Here is a 15,494-nt window from a genome sequence, read left to right on the forward strand (position 1 = left end):
AGGGGCTGCGGCGGCTGGGCGGAGGGTGGTCGTAAGCGGGTTCCGGGTGGTCATGTGTTCGACGGTCCTCACCTGGGTGGAGGGGTGCCAGGGGGTGGTCGCCGGCTGTGGACAACTCCGGGGCTGTGGACAACTTGAGGGGCGGTTCGGAGAGTCGCCGGGAGCGGCGTACACTCGTTGCGCGGCCCGTGTGAGTGCGGGGCGACTTCGCGTGCCATTGCAGATCCGATCCACCTCTCGTGGTCGAGTCACGGCGTCCGGCGGTCCTGAGGTCAAACTCCGGTTCGGGCGGCGGCAGGGGCACCAGGGCGGCGGTCCGACCCGGAACGCCGCGACCAACCGGAACGCGTGCCGGGCCACCCGGCGCGCCTGATCGAAGAGGTGCGTAACCGGCCATGGCCGTCGTCACCATGAAGCAGCTGCTCGACAGCGGCGTGCACTTCGGGCACCAGACCCGGCGCTGGAACCCGAAGATGAAGCGCTACATCTTCACCGAGCGCAACGGCATCTACATCATCGACCTCCAGCAGACGCTGTCGTACATCGACCGCGCCTACGAGTTCGTGAAGGAGACCGTCGCGCACGGCGGGTCCATCCTGTTCATCGGCACGAAGAAGCAGGCGCAGGAGGCCATCGCCAACGAGGCGCTCCGCGTCGGCATGCCCTACGTGAACCAGCGCTGGCTGGGCGGCATGCTCACGAACTTCTCCACCGTGCACAAGCGCCTCCAGCGGCTCAAGGAGCTGGAGTCGATGGAGCAGACCGGCGGTTTCCAGGGTTTCACCAAGAAGGAAATCCTGATGATGAACCGCGAGAAGGACAAGCTGGAGCGCACGCTCGGCGGTATCCGCGACATGTCCAAGGTGCCCAGCGCCGTGTGGATCGTGGACACCAAGAAGGAGCACATCGCGGTCGGTGAGGCGCGCAAGCTGAACATCCCGATCGTCGCGATCCTCGACACCAACTGCGACCCGGACGAGGTCGACTACCCGATCCCGGGCAACGACGACGCCATCCGGTCCGCCGCGCTGCTGACCAAGGTCGTCGCCGAGGCCGCCGCCGCCGGCCTCATGGCCCGTTCCGGCGCGCGCGCCAACGCCGCCGCCGGTGACGACAAGCCGGAGCCGGGTGTCGCCACCGACGAGCCGCTGGCCGAGTGGGAGCAGGAGCTGCTCGTCGGCGCGGAGTCGACGGAGAAGCCCGCCGCCGAGGGTTCCGAGACCGTCCAGTCCTGATCCGTCGCACGCCGCGCCCGCCGACTCGCGGGCGCGGCGTGCACCGGGCACTATCCCGCGCGTATCCCGCAGAAGGAACGGAAAACCGCACGATGGCGAACTACACCGCCGCTGACGTGAAGCGCCTGCGCGAGCTGACCGCCGCAGGCATGATGGACTGCAAGAAGGCGCTGGACGAGGCTGACGGCGACTTCGACAAGGCGGTCGAGATCCTGCGCATCAAGGGCGCGAAGGACGTCGACAAGCGCGCCGCGCGCACGACCTCCAACGGCCTGGTGGCCGCCGAGGACGGCGTGATGATCGAGCTGCGCTGCGAGACGGACTTCGTCGCCAAGAACTCCGACTTCCAGGACCTGGCTTCCCGGATCGTCGCCGTCGCCAAGGCCTCCCGCCCCGCGGACGTCGAGGTGCTCAAGGCGACCGACCTCGACGGCCAGACCGTCGACGCCGCCGTCCAGGAGCTGTCCGCCAAGATCGGCGAGAAGCTGGAGCTGGCCAAGGTCGCCGTCTTCGACGGCACCGTGACCACCTACCTGCACCGCCGTGCCGCCGACCTGCCGCCCGCCGTGGGCGTCGTGGTCGAGTACACCGGTGACAGCGAGGAGGCCGCCCGCGGCGCCGCCATGCAGATCGCCGCGATGCGCCCCCGCTACCTCACCCGCGACGAGGTGCCGGCCGACGTCGTCGCCAACGAGCGCCGCATCGCCGAGGAGACCTCGCGTGAGGAGGGCAAGCCGGAGGCGGCCCTGCCCAAGATCGTCGAGGGCCGCGTGAACGGCTTCTTCAAGGACGTCGTGCTCCTGGAGCAGGCTTCCGTGACCGAGTCCAAGAAGACCGTCATGGCTGTGCTGGACGAGGCCGGGATCGCCGTCACCCGCTTCGCCCGGTTCGAGGTCGGCGAGGCCTGATTCGCGTGAGGGCGGGGTTGCGCGAGGATGCAACCCCGCCCTTGCCGTGTCCAGAGGAGGACCTGTGAGCGCAGAGGTAGCCCACCCGGGGCCAGACAACAGCGAGTCCGGTGGTTACCGCCGGGTCATGCTGAAGCTCGGTGGCGAGATGTTCGGTGGCGGCGGCGTGGGTGTCGACCCCGACGTCGTGCAGACCGTGTCCCGCCAGATCGCCGCGGTCGTCCGAACAGGTGTCCAGGTCGCCGTCGTCATCGGTGGCGGCAACTTCTTCCGGGGCGCCGAACTCCAGCAGCGCGGCATGGACCGCAGCCGCGCCGACTACATGGGCATGCTCGGCACCGTCATGAACTGCCTCGCGCTGCAGGACTTCCTGGAGCGCGAGCACGGCATCGAGACCCGCGTGCAGACCGCCATCACCATGGGCCAGGTCGCCGAGTCCTACATCCCCCGCCGCGCCATGCGCCACCTGGAGAAGGGCCGCGTGGTCATCTTCGGCGGCGGCGCGGGCATGCCGTACTTCTCCACCGACACCACCGCCGCGCAGCGGGCGCTGGAGATCGGGTGCGAGGTCGTGCTGATGGCCAAGGCCGTGGACGGCATCTACACCGCCGACCCCAAGACCGACCCGGACGCGTTGATGTTCGACCACATCACCCACCGCGAGGTGCTGGAGCGCGGCCTCAACGTCGCCGACGCCACCGCGTTCAGCCTGTGCATGGACAACAACATGCCGATCATGGTGTTCAACCTGCTCACCGAGGGGAACATCGCGCGTGCCGTGCGTGGTGAGAAGATCGGGACACTGGTGAGCACCCCCGGTGGTCGCCCGTCCTTCTAGACCTGCTGGGATTCGAGCCGAACTGCGCACACCATAGGGAGTAGCCGTGATCGACGAGACCCTCCTCGACGCCGAGGAGAAGATGGAAAAAGCGGTGTCCGTGGCGAAGGAAGACCTCGCGTCCGTGCGCACCGGCCGCGCTACACCCGCCATGTTCTCCCGCATCGTCGTCGAGTACTACGGTTCGCCGACCCCGCTGAACCAGCTGGCCAGCGTCGCCATCCCGGAGGCGCGGATGGCGGTCATCAAGCCCTACGACACCAGCCAGCTCAACTCGGTGGAGAAGGCCATCCGCGACTCGGACCTGGGCGTCAACCCCAGCAACGACGGCTCGGTCATCCGCGTGGTGATCCCGCAGCTGTCCGAGGAGCGCCGGCGCGAGATGGTCAAGGTGGCCAAGGGCAAGGGCGAGGACGCCAAGGTCTCCATCCGCAACATCCGCCGCAAGGCCAAGGAAGAGCTGGACCGCCTGGTCAAGGACGGCGAGGTCGGCGAGGACGAGGGCTCCCGCGCCGAGAAGGAGCTGGAGAACGTCACCCACCGGTACGTCGCCCAGGTCGACGAGCTGGTCAAGCACAAGGAAGCCGAACTCCTAGAGGTTTGATTTGCCGGAGTCGTCGGGTTGGACCGGCCGGAACACCGGCCGTGCGGTGTCCCCGGCCGGGTGTCCGGCCGCATGGTTCGCTCGGCCGGGTAGCCGGTCGTGATGGGAGCACAGGTGTCAGGCGGCGGTGAGCAGGGCGCGGCCCCGAAGAGCCCGTCTCGGGCGGGACGGGACCTGCGCACGGCCATCGCCGTCGGCGTGGGGCTGGGCGCGGTCATCCTGTTCGCGCTGTTCACGGTGCGGCAGTTGTTCATCGGTGTGGTCGCCATCGCTGTCGCCGTGTCGGTCTACGAGCTGACGGGCGCGTTGAAGCGCGCCGCGGACATCCGGGTCGCGCTGGTGCCCGTGCTCGTGGGCGCCCAGGCCGTGGTGTGGCTGGCCTGGCCGTTCGGGCGCGACGGCGTGCTGACGGCGTTCGTCGTCACCGTCCTGGTGTGCCTGCTGTGGCGGCTCAAGGACGGCGCGGACGGCTACCTGCGGGACGTCACCGCGTCCGTGTTCACGGTCGTGTACGTGGCGGTCTTCGCCTCCTTCGCGGTCATGCTGGTGGTCCCCGAGGACGGGGTCTTCCGGGTCCTGTGCTTCCTGATCGGCGTGGTCCTGTCCGACACCGGCGGCTACGCGGCGGGCGTGTTCTTCGGCAAGCACCCCATGGCCCCCACCATCAGCCCGAAGAAGTCCTGGGAGGGCTTCGCGGGGTCGATGGTGGCGGGCGTGGTCGGCGGCGCGCTCACCGTGAACCTCATGCTGGGCGGCCAGTGGTGGCACGGCGCGCTGTTCGGCGCCGCGCTGGTGGTGACCGCGACGACCGGCGACCTGGTGGAATCGCTGATCAAGCGCGACCTCGGCCTGAAGGACATGGGCACCCTGCTGCCGGGCCACGGCGGCCTGATGGACCGCATGGACTCGCTCCTGCCGTCCGCGGTCGTCTCCTGGCTGCTGCTGAGCGCTTTCGTGCCCGCCTGAGCACCGCACCGGCGCAACGGCTCCGACCCCTCGAACGGGGCCGTTCCGCCGGTGGCGAAGCTCAGGCGTCCGGTGTTGTCCGGGACATGTCGACCAGCGAGAACGTCGAACCGTACGGGTCGCGCACCACCGCGATCCGGCCGTAGGGCGAGTCGAACGGCTCGACGGCGACCGTGCCGCCCAGCGCGGTCACCCGTTCCGCGGCCTTGTCCGTGCCCACCTCGGGTGTGACGCCGAAGTACAGCATCCAGTGCGGTTGCAGGTCGGGCGGGAACTCCGGGCCCATGCGCAGCCGCCCGGCGACCTCCTCGCCGCCCAGCGACCAGACCTTGTAGTCCAGCGCCTCGCCGTCGCCGAGCTGCCGCTCCTCGTAGGGGAACAGCGCGCCGTAGAAGGCGTCCGTCGCGGCGGCGTCGCGGGTGTTGACCTCCTGCCACGCGAGCGCGCCCGGACGGCCCGTGGCCAGGACGGTGTCCGATGTGGCCTGCCAGAACCCCACGACCGCGCCCGCCGGGTCGTGCACCAGCTGTACGTGGCCCGTGCCCGGGATCTCCAACGGCCCCATGACCGTCTTCGCGCCCAGCTCCGCCAGCCGCTCCGACGTGCGCGCGAGGTCGGCGGTGTGCAGGTAGAACAGCCAGCCCGGCGGTGTCGGCTCCTCCGACGGCGGGTAGAAGCCGGCGACGGGCTCGCCGTCGCTCATGGCGACGGAATAGCCCTCGTAGGCGTCGACGTAGGTCCAGCCGAACAGGCCCGTGTAGAAGTCGCGGGTCTGGGCGGGGTCGCCGGTGGGCGCCTCGATCCAGGCCGGGGTTCCAGGGGTGGACATCGCCTCTCCTCAGTCCGGTGCGGGTGTGGTGTGGATCGCATCGGACGCTACGGGAGGGGTACGACAATTTCGGGCGTGCGCGCTCGGGGAGCACTGCGGCCGGCTTTGGCCGGGCTCAGGCTCGGTGCGGCTGACCTGCTGTGGCCAGTTTGGCGCGGTGGGTTCGGCGCGGTGGGTTCGGGGCGGTGGAGTTTGGCGCGGCGGCATCGGAGCGGTGGGTTCGGGGCCGTGCGGCGGGTTGCGCGCGGGTCGCGGTCTAGCGTGGGTTTGGGCTGGCGTGGGTTTGGGCTGGCGTGGGTTTGGGCTGGCGTGGCCTCCGGCCCCCGGTTCCATTGTCCCATTGGGGGCCGACAATTCCCGGCGGGTGCGGGTGGGAGCGCCGGCGGATCAGTCGTCGAACGGGTCGTCGACGGGCGCGCCGATCTCCTGCTCCGACAGCGGCACCGCCCGGGACGGGTCGATCACCGAGAACACCGAACCGGTGTGGTCCGCGACCACCGTCACGCGTCCGTACGGGGTGTCGTAGGGCTCCACCGTGATGCGTCCGCCCAGCTCAAGCACCCTGGAGGCGACCGAGTCGGTGCCGATCTCGGGCGCGGCGGTGAAGTACACCATCCAGTGCGCGGGCGTGTCGGACGGGAACGCGCGGCCCATCCGCTGCCGCCCCAGCACGGTGTGCCCCTCGACGCCCCAAATCGTGTAGTCCACCGCGTGGCCGTCACCGATCTGGGTGATTTCGAAGCCGCACAGCTCGCGGAAGAACTCGTCCGCCACCGCGCCGTCCCACGTGTTCAGCTCCGCCCACGCGTACGCGCCGTGCCCGTCGGTGCCGAACAGCCAGTCCTGCGGGACGTGCCGGAACCCCACGACACCGCCGGTCGGGTCCGCGACCAGCGTGGACACGTCGTCCGGCTCGCGCAGGACGTGCCCGCCCAGCGCGTGCGCCTTCTCCGCCGTGGCGCGGGCGTGCGGGCTGTTGAGGTACAGCATCCACCCGAACCCGCCGTCGGCCGGCACCAGCTCCGCCACCGGCAGCCCGGCCACCATGGCGATCGTGCGGCCCCGCACGTCGGCGTAGGTCCAGCCGAACAGCCCGGCGTAGAAGTCGATGGCGGCCTGCTCGTCGACCACGGGCAGCTCCACCCAGCAGGGCGCGCCGTGGTGCAGCTCGGCCAAGGCGGGGGAGTTCGGGACGATCGACACCGGCTACCTCCTGCGAAGGGCCTCGGGATGATCACGCTACGGCTCTACAGTCGTCCCGTGAAGGGATTCGTCCGCGCCGCGTTGGCCGCCGTCCGCCCGGCCACGGTCCTGCCCAGTCCGAACATCTGGCACTGGCCCGACGTGTACGAGGTGGAGAACCGCGCACAGGACGTGACCGGCGCCATCTGGCAGGCGTTGCGCGAGGCCTGCGACTGGACCGGCGGGGACGTGGTGGACGTGGGTTGCGGCGACGGGTTCCACCTCGCCGAGTTCGCCAAACACGCGCGTTCGGTGATCGGCGTCGAACCGCACCCGCCGCTGGTCGAACGGGCCGCCAAGCGCGTCGCGGGCATCCCCAACGCCTCCGTCGTGGCCGGTCCGGCGCAGCGGTTGCCGCTGCCCGACGCGAGCGCGGACCTCGTGCACGCCCGCACGGCGTACTTCTTCGGTCCCGGCTGCGAACCGGGCCTGCGCGAGGCGGACCGGGTGCTGCGGCCCGGCGGCACGCTCGCGATCGTGGACCTGGACGGCACGGCCGAGCCGTACGGGCCGTGGCTGTGCGCCGACGAACCCCGCTACAACCCGGTCGACGTCGAGGAGTTCTTCACGGCTCAGGGCTTCGAGCTGCGCCGGGTGCGGGCGTTGTGGCGGTTCGAGCGGCGTGCGGACCTGGAGGCCGTGCTGCGCATCGAGTTCTCCGCGAAGATCGCCGCCCGCGCCATCGCGCGGACGCCGGGGTTGTCGTTCGAGGTCGGCTACCGGGTCCACACCCGACGCAAACCGACCGGTCTCGTGCTGCGATGAGAGCGTTCACATAGGATCGGGGTGTGGAGAACCGGAACGCGGTCAGGTTGGGACGCCGGGTCGGCGTGGTGGGTCTCGGGTGCTGGCAGCTCGGCGCCGACTGGGGCCAGGTGGACGAGAAGGACGCGCTGGCGGTGCTGCACGCCGCCGCCGACACGGGCGTGAACTTCTTCGACACCGCCGACGTCTACGGCGACGGGCGCAGCGAGACGCTCGTCGGCCGCTTCCTGCGGGAACGCGGGGACGACGGCATCACCGTGGCGACCAAGATGGGCCGCCGGGTCGAGCAGGCGCCGGAGAACTACTCGCGCGAGAACTTCCTGGCCTGGAACGACCGGTCCCGCGCGAACCTCGGCGTGGACACCCTCGACCTGGTCCAGCTGCACTGCCCGCCGACCCCGGTGTACTCCACCGACGAGGTGTTCGACGCGCTGGACGAGATGGTCGAGGCCAAGCGGATCGCCGCGTACGGCGTGTCCGTGGAGACCGTGGAGGAGGCGCTGACCGCCATCGCCCGACCGGGCGTGGCCAGCGTGCAGATCATCCTCAACGCGTTCCGGCTCAAGCCCCTGGAGCGGGTCCTGCCGGCCGCCGCCGAGGCGGGGGTGGCGATCATCGCCCGCGTGCCGCTGGCGTCCGGTCTGCTGTCGGGCAAGTACACCCGGGACACCCGGTTCGGTGAGGACGACCACCGCAACTACAACCGGCACGGCGACGCGTTCGACGTGGGCGAGACGTTCTCCGGCGTGCCGTTCGAGGTGGGCCTGGAGGCCGTGGAACGGCTGCGTCCCCTGGTGCCGGCCGGTGCGACGCTCGCGCAGTTCGCGCTGCGCTGGATCATCGACCAGCCGGGCGTGACCGTGGTGATCCCGGGCGCTCGCAACCCGGAGCAGGCGCGGGCCAACTCGGCGGCGGCGGACCTCGCCCCGCTGACCGTGCAGGACGAGGTCCGCGCCGTCTACGACGAGCTGGTGCGGCCGTTGGTGCACGACCGCTGGTAGGTCAGTCCTCGTCTTCCTCGACGTCGAGTTCGCCGAGGATCGCGTACAGCTTGCGCCGGGCCTCGTTGAGGACCTCCACGGCGCGGGTCTTCTGCTCACGCGTGCCCGCGTGGGCCATCTGGTGCATCGCCGCGCCCAAGTGCCGCGCGGCGGTGCGCAGCTTGGCCGCGCCCGCGTCCTGGTCGTCGGTCACCTGCTGCCACGGCGGGGTGTCCCCGAGCTTGGCCGCTTCGGCGCTGCCCGTCTCGGTGAGCGAGAACAGCTTCTTGCCGCCGGCCTCCTCGGTGGACGTCACCAGGCCTTCGTCGGCGAGCAGTTGCAGCGTCGGGTAGACGGAGCCGGGGCTCGGTCGCCACAGGCCGTCGGTGCGCTGCCCGATCTCCTGGATCATCTCGTAGCCGTGCATGGGCCGTTCGGCCAGCAGGCTCAACACCGCCGCGCGCACGTTGCCCTTGCGCTGCCGGCCGCGCCCGCCGCGGCGGAGGAAGTCCGGCGGACCCGGTGGGACCGGGGGACCGCCGAACCCGAAACCGCCGCCGAACCCGCGCCGCGGGTCGCCGAAGCCGTGCTCCCGCTGGTGGCGTTCGTGGAACCGGTGCCCTGGGTGGTGGGGGTGCATACGCATGTCGTTGCTCCTTCATCGATCGGTTCTGACACATCAACGATATATCGGAACCGGTCGCGATGCAACGGTCGGTGTTGTCGTGCGGTCGTGGGACACTGGGAGGTGCTATGACTGCACTCCCCCTCGTGTTCGACGCGCCCAAGCGCGGCCTGCCGCCGCGCCACCTCGCCGACCTCACCGCCGACCAGCGGAAAGAGGCCGTGGCGGCGCTGGGTGAGAAGCCCTTCCGGGCCGCTCAGCTCTCGCACCACTACTTCAGTCGGCTCACCGTCGACCCGGCGGAGATGACCGACATCCCGGCGGCGTCGCGCGAACGCCTGGTGACCGACCTCATGCCGCCGCTGTGGACCGAGCTGCGGTCGGTCGAGGCCGACGGCGGCACGACCCGCAAGACGCTGCTGCGCGCGCACGACGGGACGCTGGTCGAGTCGGTGCTGATGCGCTACCCGGACCGGGCGACGCTGTGCATCTCGTCGCAGGCGGGGTGCGGTATGGCGTGCCCGTTCTGCGCCACGGGCCAGGGCGGCCTGACCCGGAACCTGTCGACGGCGGAGATCGTGGACCAGGTGCGCCGGGGCGCGGCGGCCATGCGCGACGGCGAGCTGCCCGGCGGCCCGGGGCGGCTGTCGAACATCGTGTTCATGGGCATGGGCGAGCCGTTGGCCAACTACAAGCGCGTGATCGAGGCCGTGCACCGGATCTGCGACCCGGCGCCGGCCGGGCTGGGGATCTCGCAGCGGTCGGTGACGGTGTCCACGGTCGGCCTGGTGCCCGCGATCCGGAAGCTGACCGAGGAGAACCTGCAGGTCCGGCTGGCTGTGTCGTTGCACACGCCGGACGACGAGCTGCGCGACACGCTGGTGCCGGTGAACACGCGGTGGAAGGTCGCCGAGGTGCTGGAGGCCGCGCGCGGGTACGCGGACCGGACCGGGCGGCGGGTGTCCATCGAGTACGCGCTCATCCGGGACATCAACGACCAGGGCTGGCGGGCGGACATGCTCGGCAAGGTGCTGCGCAAGCACCTGGGCCAGCTGGTGCACGTGAACGTGATCCCGCTGAACCCGACCCCGGGCTCGAAGTGGGACGCGTCGCCGAAGCCGGTCGAGCGGGAGTTCGTGCGCCGGGTCAAGGAGCAGGGCGTGGAGTGCACCGTGCGCGACACGCGCGGCCAGGAGATCGCGGCTGCCTGCGGCCAGCTCGCCGCCGAGGGCTGACATCCACGTACGGCCCTCGCACCGTCATCCGAGGACTTCGAGCAGCAGTTCCGCGACGAGCGCGATGTCGTCCGGAGCGGCGCCGGCTCCGGCCGGGGTCGTGCGCACCAGGCCCAGGGTCCGGTCTGCTCGCCCGACGAACCAACTGCGGACGTGCAGGGCCGCGTCCTCCCTCAACCGCGCACCGGCCGCCGCCAGTTGGGCGCGAACCGCGGGCCCGGTCTGGCGGTCGAGGGTGAGCCGGACGATGTCGAGGAGGTCCGTGGCCTCCTTCGCCTTCGACCGGTCCGGCAGGGCTTGGAGCTTCGTGGCGACCAGTGGACCCGGCTCCGCGACCCGGACCGTGTGCTCGAACTCGGTCTCCCCTGCGGTGGCACGAATCCCGAGAGAGGTTGCCGTCCGCAGGGCCCAGTCGTGCGCGAGGGTGTAGAGGCGGCCGGTCGGGTCGGCGGGTAGGTGCAGGAGATCGGATTCGCTGATCTCAAGTACGTCGATCCGCACCTCGCCAGCCGGGGTCGCGACCACGGCGCCCGCACCGTCGACTGCCGTTGCACCGCTGTCGAGCAGGACCTCCAGCTGCCCGCGTTCCCCGTCGGCGCGCCGGTTGACGGTGTCCACGTCGGTGGTGACGCGGTGGGCTGCGGTTCCCAGCCGGGACAGCACGGCCAAACCGCCGACGAGGGTGATCGGCCGACCCAGCCGGTGTTCGACCTCGGGAATCGCCTGGAGCAGCGCGAGTGTGCCCTGGCCGAAGAGGTCGACTGTCGCGACCGGGTCACCAGACACGGGTCACGTCCGGAGGTGGCGTCCAGTTCTCGAGGATCTCGCGGCCACGTCCCGGGTCGGCGGCCAGGTCGAGGGCGACGTACATGGGATGGGCCAGGGGCCAGGGTGCCTGTGGACCTCGGGCGGGACGACGGGTGGCACACACCTGGGGAACCGGGGCGACGCGCAGGGTCGCGGCCCGGGCAACGTCGGACGACGGCGTCCCGAGCATCGTCGTCGCTCGTTGGGCCACCGTGGCGTCCGGCACGTAGAAGTCCGGGGGGTAGTCGGCGCGGACGCCCGCCGGTGCTCCGTACGCGGCTGCGGCCAGTGTGTCGGTGAGCGCCCAACCCGTGCCGGTTGCGTCGTCCCGGCCCGTGCGCAGCACCTTGGCGACCGTCGGGTCACCGAGCAGGTCGATCCTGCTCACGGTGATGGTGGCTGGTCGCCACGCGTCGGCGGCTTCCCAGAACAGATCGGGCACGACCGGGAGATTCCGGTCGTCGACGAGCCCGGCGTTCCGGAGCACGGTGACGGCGGTCGAGATGGTGCTGGGGGAACGGTCGAGTTCGCGGGCCAGGCTGCGTACCGAAGCCGGCCGGTCAGGAGTGAGGAGCATGGACGCGGCGACCTCAAGGGTGACCTTGCCGGCGAACACGCGCATGGGTCGCTCGGCCCGCGCCGCTACCGGAACGGTCGTGTCGATGTGCACGCCCGGCCCGGTCAGGCGCAGGTGCCCACGCAGGTCGAGCCAGCCCCAACCGCGGCCCACCAGCAGTTCACGCGCTCCGGAAACCACGCGGTCCGCGACGACGAGGCGAGCCGGGTCGTTCGCGGACGAGGAGGGGGGCAGTTCGCGAAGCCACTTGCCCACGCTCTCCGGCGTAGCGGTCGCCATGCTCTTCAACTCCACGGGCAAATGCGAACCGTGGATGTCGAGCACGAGGTCTGTGCCCGAGTCGGGCGGCGTCTGCGGCTCGGCCCTCACACCCACAGCGGCGAACGCGGCAATTGCGGCATCCAGCGCAGCTTCTGGACCGGTGGGCACCGCTTCATAATCAGCGCTGTTCGGTGTTCTGTCAATACCGAACACCGAACAGTGGAGTCATGGAAGGCGCACCACGATGGCGGTCGCGTTGTCGTTGCCGCCTGCGGCTTCCGAGTCGGCGAGCAGGGCGCTGACCGCCTGTTCCGGCGTGGACGTCCGGAGGATGTCCAGGATGCGGTGGTACGGGACCTGTTCGGCTACGCCGTCTGTGCACAGCAGGTAGACGTCGCCCGCCTGCGGCCGGATGTGGAGCAGGTCCGGGTCGGGGTGGGACGGGTGGCCCACGTAGCGGGTCAGTTGGTAGCGGGCCGCGTGGGCTTGTGCCGAGTCGTGGGGCCACCAGCCGTGCACCGCGCCCAGCCACGCCATCGTGTGGTCGACCGTCAGCAGTTCGAGCAGGCCCGAGCGCAGGCGGTACGCGCGGGAGTCGCCCAGTTGGCACAGCCACAGGCCGTCCGGGGACTCCGCCAGCGCGGTCAGGGTGCAGCCGGCCAGGGTGCCCGACGAGCGGCCGAAGTCGGAGACGGCTCGGTGGGCTTCCGCCAGCGCCGGGCGGAAGCCGGCCACACCCGAAGCGGCCACGTGGGAGACGACCAGGTCCACCGCCGTGCGGCCGGCCATGGCGCTGCCCGGACCGTCGCCCATGCCGTCGGCCACGACCGCGAGCAACGGGTCGGCGCCGAGGTGGGCGACGTCGAAGTTGGCGTGGTAGCGGCGGCCGGTGTCGGTGCCCGCCGCGGCGGTGGGCACCGCCGTCAGCGGCGCCAGGAGGTGCGGCTGCGGACCTGCTCCCAGATCAGCAGGATCGCCATGCCGGCGCCGAACGCGACCACCCAGATGTCCTCGGTGCGGCCGTGGTGGTTGCCGATGAGCAGCGAGAACGTCGCCAGCACGGACAGCCACCCGGCGATGCGGATGCCCTTGGGGAAGGTGCCGTGCCAACCCCACTCGGCCGACGGCTCGTCGTGGGTGTCGACCGCCGGACGCTTGTCCAGTTCAGAGGACGAAGACACAGCCGCACGACCTTCCTGCCCGATCAAGTTCACGTACGGCGTCATCGTCGCACATCATGAGCACGGGGGAGACGTGAGGTGCGCGGCACTGCCCCGACGTCTAACGTCACGCGCTGTGCCAGAGGTGACCAGTTGACCGACCAGCCCGGCTTCCACCCGGTCGAGGAGCCCACGCCGGACACGTTCGCCCCCGTCGAGGTCGGCCTGTACGGGGTCACCAAGCGGTTCGCCGACCAGACCGCCGTGGACGACCTCTCGCTGCGGGTCCACGAAGGCGAGTTCTTCTCCGTGCTCGGCCCGTCCGGGTGCGGCAAGACGACGCTGTTGCGCATGATCGCCGGGTTCGAGCACCCGGACGCGGGCCGCATCGAGCTGGACGGCGTGGACATGGTCGGCGTGCCGCCCTACCGCCGGGACGTCAACACCGTCTTCCAGTCCTACGCCCTGTTCCCGCACATGTCGGTGTGGGACAACGTGGCGTACGGCGTGAAGCGCAAGGGCGTCCGCGGCGACGCCTTGAAGAAGACCGTCGGCGAACACCTCGAACTGGTGCGGCTGAGCCAGTACGCCAAGCGCCGCCCGGCGCAGCTGTCCGGCGGGCAGCAGCAACGGGTGGCGATCGCCCGCGCGTTGGCCGCAGGCCCTCGGTTGCTCCTCTTGGACGAACCGCTGGGCGCGCTGGACGCCGTGCTGCGCAAGGAACTCCAGATGGAGCTGATGCGCATCCAACGCGAGGTCGGCACGACGTTCCTGTACGTCACGCACGACCAGGAGGAAGCGCTGGTCCTGTCGCACCGCGTGGCCGTGATGAACGCCGGACGGGTGGAGCAGGTCGGCTACCCCGAGGACGTCTACGAGCGCCCCGCGACCCGGTTCGTGGCCGGGTTCATCGGCACGTCCAACATCCTCGACGCCAAGGTGTCCGGTGTGGACGGTCGCTGGGTCGAGCTGGACGCCGCGGGCGCCACCCGGCTGCGCGCGCCCCTGAACGGCGAGGTCCGCCACGGGCAGCGGGTCGCCGCGACCGTGCGGCCGGAGAAGGTCCACCTCTACGACGACGACGCCGAGCCGCCGACGGGCTGGTGCGTGGTCGCCGGCACCGTCCGCGACGTCGTCTACACCGGGGTGTCCACCCAGTTCGTGGTGGACGTGCCCGGTGGCGGCGAACTCGTCGCGTTCGTGCAGAACACCCGCCGCATCGACGACGCGGGCGCGCCCGGCCAGCCCGTCCGGATGGGCTGGGACCCCGACTTCACCGTGCTGTTGGAGAGCGCCGATGACTGACCGAGACCTCCGGATCGCCCGCCTGTGGGACACCGGGGTGAGCCGCCGCGCGATGCTGCGCTCCACCGCGTTCTTCGCGCTCGCCGCGACCGGCGCGTGCGGCGTGGGCGAAGCGCCGTCGAACACCGCCGCGCCCACGTCGAAGGCCAAGGCGGTCAACGCCAAGGACGAGCCGAAGCTCAACTTCTACAACTGGACCGACTACATCGCGCCCGACACGCTGTCCGGCTTCAAGACCGCGACCGGCATCGACGTCACCTACGACAACTTCAGCACCAACGACGAGATGGAAGCCAAGATCGCCTCCGGCGCGGCGGGCTACGACCTCGTCGTGCCCAGCGACAACTTCCTGCGCCGGTTCCTGCGCGCGGGCCTGCTCTCGCCGCTGGACCACGACCTGCTGCCCAACCTCAAGAACCTGGAGAAGCGGTTCACCGAGGCCGACTACGACCCGGGCAACGCCTACTCGGTGCCGTGGGCGTGGGGCACGACGGGCCTGGCGTACGCGAAGTCCCAGCTCGGCGACGTGTCGGGGTTCTCCGCCTACGACCTGGCCGCCGCGCAGGGCCGCAGCACGATCCTGGACGAGGCCCGCGACGGCCTCGCCCTGGGCCTGCTCAAGGCGGGCCACGACCCGAACACCACCGACCCGAAGCACCTGGACGACGCGGTCAAGCTGCTGCTGGAGCTGAAGAAGAAGATCGGCCAGATCACCTCCGACGTCATCGAGCCGCTGACCGGCGGCCAGGTGCCGCTGGCGCAGGCCTACTCCGGTGACGCGTTCCAGGCGCGCGACGCCAACCCGGACATCGCCTACGCCATCCCGGCCGAGGGCGGGCTGTCCTATGTGGACCTGCTGTGCATCCCGAAGGACGCGCCGCACGCCGCCAACGCGCACCGGTTCATCGACTACGTCCTGGGTCCCGAGGTGGGCGCGGCCCTGGCGAACGCCGTCCGCTACGGCAGCCCGAACGCCGCCGCCAAGCCGCTGATCGACAAGGAGCTGCTGGACGACCCGCTGGTGTACCCGTCCGACGAGCAGTTGGCGAAGCTGCCGTTCACCAAGGACCTCGGCGGCGAGGTCGAGGCCCGCTACGCGGACGCGTGGACCAAGGTCAAGACCGGCTGACCGGCAACGTCGCGTCGCCCGGGTCGGT

General features: G+C 70.8%; 17 protein-coding genes. 10 read left to right on the top strand and 7 right to left on the bottom strand.

Going from position 1 to position 15,494, the window contains the following annotated elements; translation table 11 throughout:
- The first annotated feature begins 395 nt into the window (after positions 1–395).
- The 5 genes from rpsB (at position 396) to ABD126_RS04540 (ending at position 4,551) form a co-directional block, all read left to right on the top strand.
- The gene (gene rpsB, locus ABD126_RS04520; protein WP_343932343.1) at positions 396–1,235 is read left to right on the top strand and encodes a 30S ribosomal protein S2; all 840 of its coding nucleotides are present in this window, start codon (positions 396–398) and stop codon (positions 1,233–1,235) included.
- A 92-nt stretch (positions 1,236–1,327) separates the two neighbouring features.
- Positions 1,328–2,143, top strand: a complete 816-nt coding sequence (gene tsf, locus ABD126_RS04525; protein WP_343932344.1) for a translation elongation factor Ts — start codon at positions 1,328–1,330, stop codon at positions 2,141–2,143.
- A 127-nt stretch (positions 2,144–2,270) separates the two neighbouring features.
- Entirely contained in the window at positions 2,271–2,981 is a 711-nt protein-coding gene (pyrH, locus tag ABD126_RS04530) for a UMP kinase (protein WP_246030263.1), read from the top strand.
- A gap of 46 nt (positions 2,982–3,027) precedes the next feature.
- Positions 3,028–3,585, top strand: a complete 558-nt coding sequence (gene frr, locus ABD126_RS04535; protein WP_343932345.1) for a ribosome recycling factor — start codon at positions 3,028–3,030, stop codon at positions 3,583–3,585.
- Positions 3,586–3,687: 102 nt separating this feature from the next.
- A complete protein-coding gene (locus ABD126_RS04540) occupies positions 3,688–4,551 on the top strand; it encodes a phosphatidate cytidylyltransferase (protein ID WP_425542736.1) in 864 nt (287 codons plus the stop codon).
- A gap of 61 nt (positions 4,552–4,612) precedes the next feature.
- On the opposite strand, the gene ABD126_RS04545 is transcribed toward ABD126_RS04540, so the two are convergent.
- Together ABD126_RS04545 and ABD126_RS04550 are read right to left on the bottom strand one after the other, a co-directional pair.
- Positions 4,613–5,380: a VOC family protein gene (locus ABD126_RS04545; RefSeq protein WP_343932347.1), complete on the bottom strand. Its 768-nt coding sequence runs from the start codon at positions 5,378–5,380 to the stop codon at positions 4,613–4,615.
- Between the two features lie 387 nt (positions 5,381–5,767).
- Complete coding sequence (locus tag ABD126_RS04550) at positions 5,768–6,583, bottom strand: VOC family protein (RefSeq protein WP_343932348.1); 816 nt, start codon at positions 6,581–6,583, stop codon at positions 5,768–5,770.
- 57 nt (positions 6,584–6,640) lie between these two features.
- Between ABD126_RS04550 and ABD126_RS04555 the strand changes: the two genes are divergently transcribed.
- Positions 6,641–7,387, top strand: a complete 747-nt coding sequence (locus ABD126_RS04555) for a class I SAM-dependent methyltransferase (protein ID WP_343932349.1) — start codon at positions 6,641–6,643, stop codon at positions 7,385–7,387.
- Between the two features lie 23 nt (positions 7,388–7,410).
- Positions 7,411–8,388 carry an aldo/keto reductase gene (locus ABD126_RS04560; RefSeq protein ID WP_343932350.1) on the top strand — a complete coding sequence of 326 codons (978 nt, stop codon included), beginning with the start codon at positions 7,411–7,413 and terminating at the stop codon, positions 8,386–8,388.
- A gap of 1 nt (position 8,389) precedes the next feature.
- Here the strand turns inward: ABD126_RS04560 and ABD126_RS04565 are convergent, their stop codons facing one another.
- Positions 8,390–9,013, bottom strand: a complete 624-nt coding sequence (locus ABD126_RS04565) for a PadR family transcriptional regulator (protein ID WP_343932351.1) — start codon at positions 9,011–9,013, stop codon at positions 8,390–8,392.
- Between the two features lie 107 nt (positions 9,014–9,120).
- Here ABD126_RS04565 and rlmN point away from each other — a divergent pair, with 107 nt between their 5' ends.
- Positions 9,121–10,227 (top strand): dual-specificity RNA methyltransferase RlmN, encoded by a 1,107-nt coding sequence (rlmN, locus tag ABD126_RS04570; protein ID WP_343932352.1) that lies wholly within the window; start codon positions 9,121–9,123, stop codon positions 10,225–10,227.
- A gap of 24 nt (positions 10,228–10,251) precedes the next feature.
- Here the strand turns inward: rlmN and ABD126_RS04575 are convergent, their stop codons facing one another.
- The 4 genes from ABD126_RS04575 to ABD126_RS04590 are packed head-to-tail and all read right to left on the bottom strand — an operon-like array spanning position 10,252 to position 13,053.
- Positions 10,252–11,013, bottom strand: coding sequence for a nucleotidyl transferase AbiEii/AbiGii toxin family protein (locus tag ABD126_RS04575; RefSeq protein WP_343932353.1), 762 nt, complete (start codon positions 11,011–11,013; stop codon positions 10,252–10,254).
- On the bottom strand, positions 11,003–12,085 hold the full coding sequence (locus ABD126_RS04580) for a winged helix-turn-helix domain-containing protein (RefSeq protein WP_343932354.1): 1,083 nt from the start codon (positions 12,083–12,085) through the stop codon (positions 11,003–11,005). Before ABD126_RS04580 ends, ABD126_RS04575 begins: the two co-directional genes overlap by 11 nt.
- A 12-nt stretch (positions 12,086–12,097) precedes the next feature.
- Positions 12,098–12,790 carry a PP2C family protein-serine/threonine phosphatase gene (locus tag ABD126_RS04585; RefSeq protein ID WP_343932355.1) on the bottom strand — a complete coding sequence of 231 codons (693 nt, stop codon included), beginning with the start codon at positions 12,788–12,790 and terminating at the stop codon, positions 12,098–12,100.
- Between the two features lie 5 nt (positions 12,791–12,795).
- A complete protein-coding gene (locus ABD126_RS04590) occupies positions 12,796–13,053 on the bottom strand; it encodes a DUF2631 domain-containing protein (RefSeq protein WP_343932356.1) in 258 nt (85 codons plus the stop codon).
- A 132-nt stretch (positions 13,054–13,185) separates the two neighbouring features.
- Here ABD126_RS04590 and ABD126_RS04595 point away from each other — a divergent pair, with 132 nt between their 5' ends.
- Positions 13,186–14,337 carry an ABC transporter ATP-binding protein gene (locus ABD126_RS04595; RefSeq protein ID WP_343932357.1) on the top strand — a complete coding sequence of 384 codons (1,152 nt, stop codon included), beginning with the start codon at positions 13,186–13,188 and terminating at the stop codon, positions 14,335–14,337.
- A complete protein-coding gene (locus tag ABD126_RS04600; protein ID WP_343932358.1) occupies positions 14,330–15,466 on the top strand; it encodes a polyamine ABC transporter substrate-binding protein in 1,137 nt (378 codons plus the stop codon). Before ABD126_RS04595 ends, ABD126_RS04600 begins: the two co-directional genes overlap by 8 nt.
- Positions 15,467–15,494 lie beyond the last annotated feature (28 nt).

It is taken from the genome of Saccharothrix mutabilis subsp. mutabilis (assembly GCF_039521145.1).
Taxonomy (GTDB): Bacteria; Actinomycetota; Actinomycetes; order Mycobacteriales; family Pseudonocardiaceae; genus Actinosynnema; species Actinosynnema mutabilis.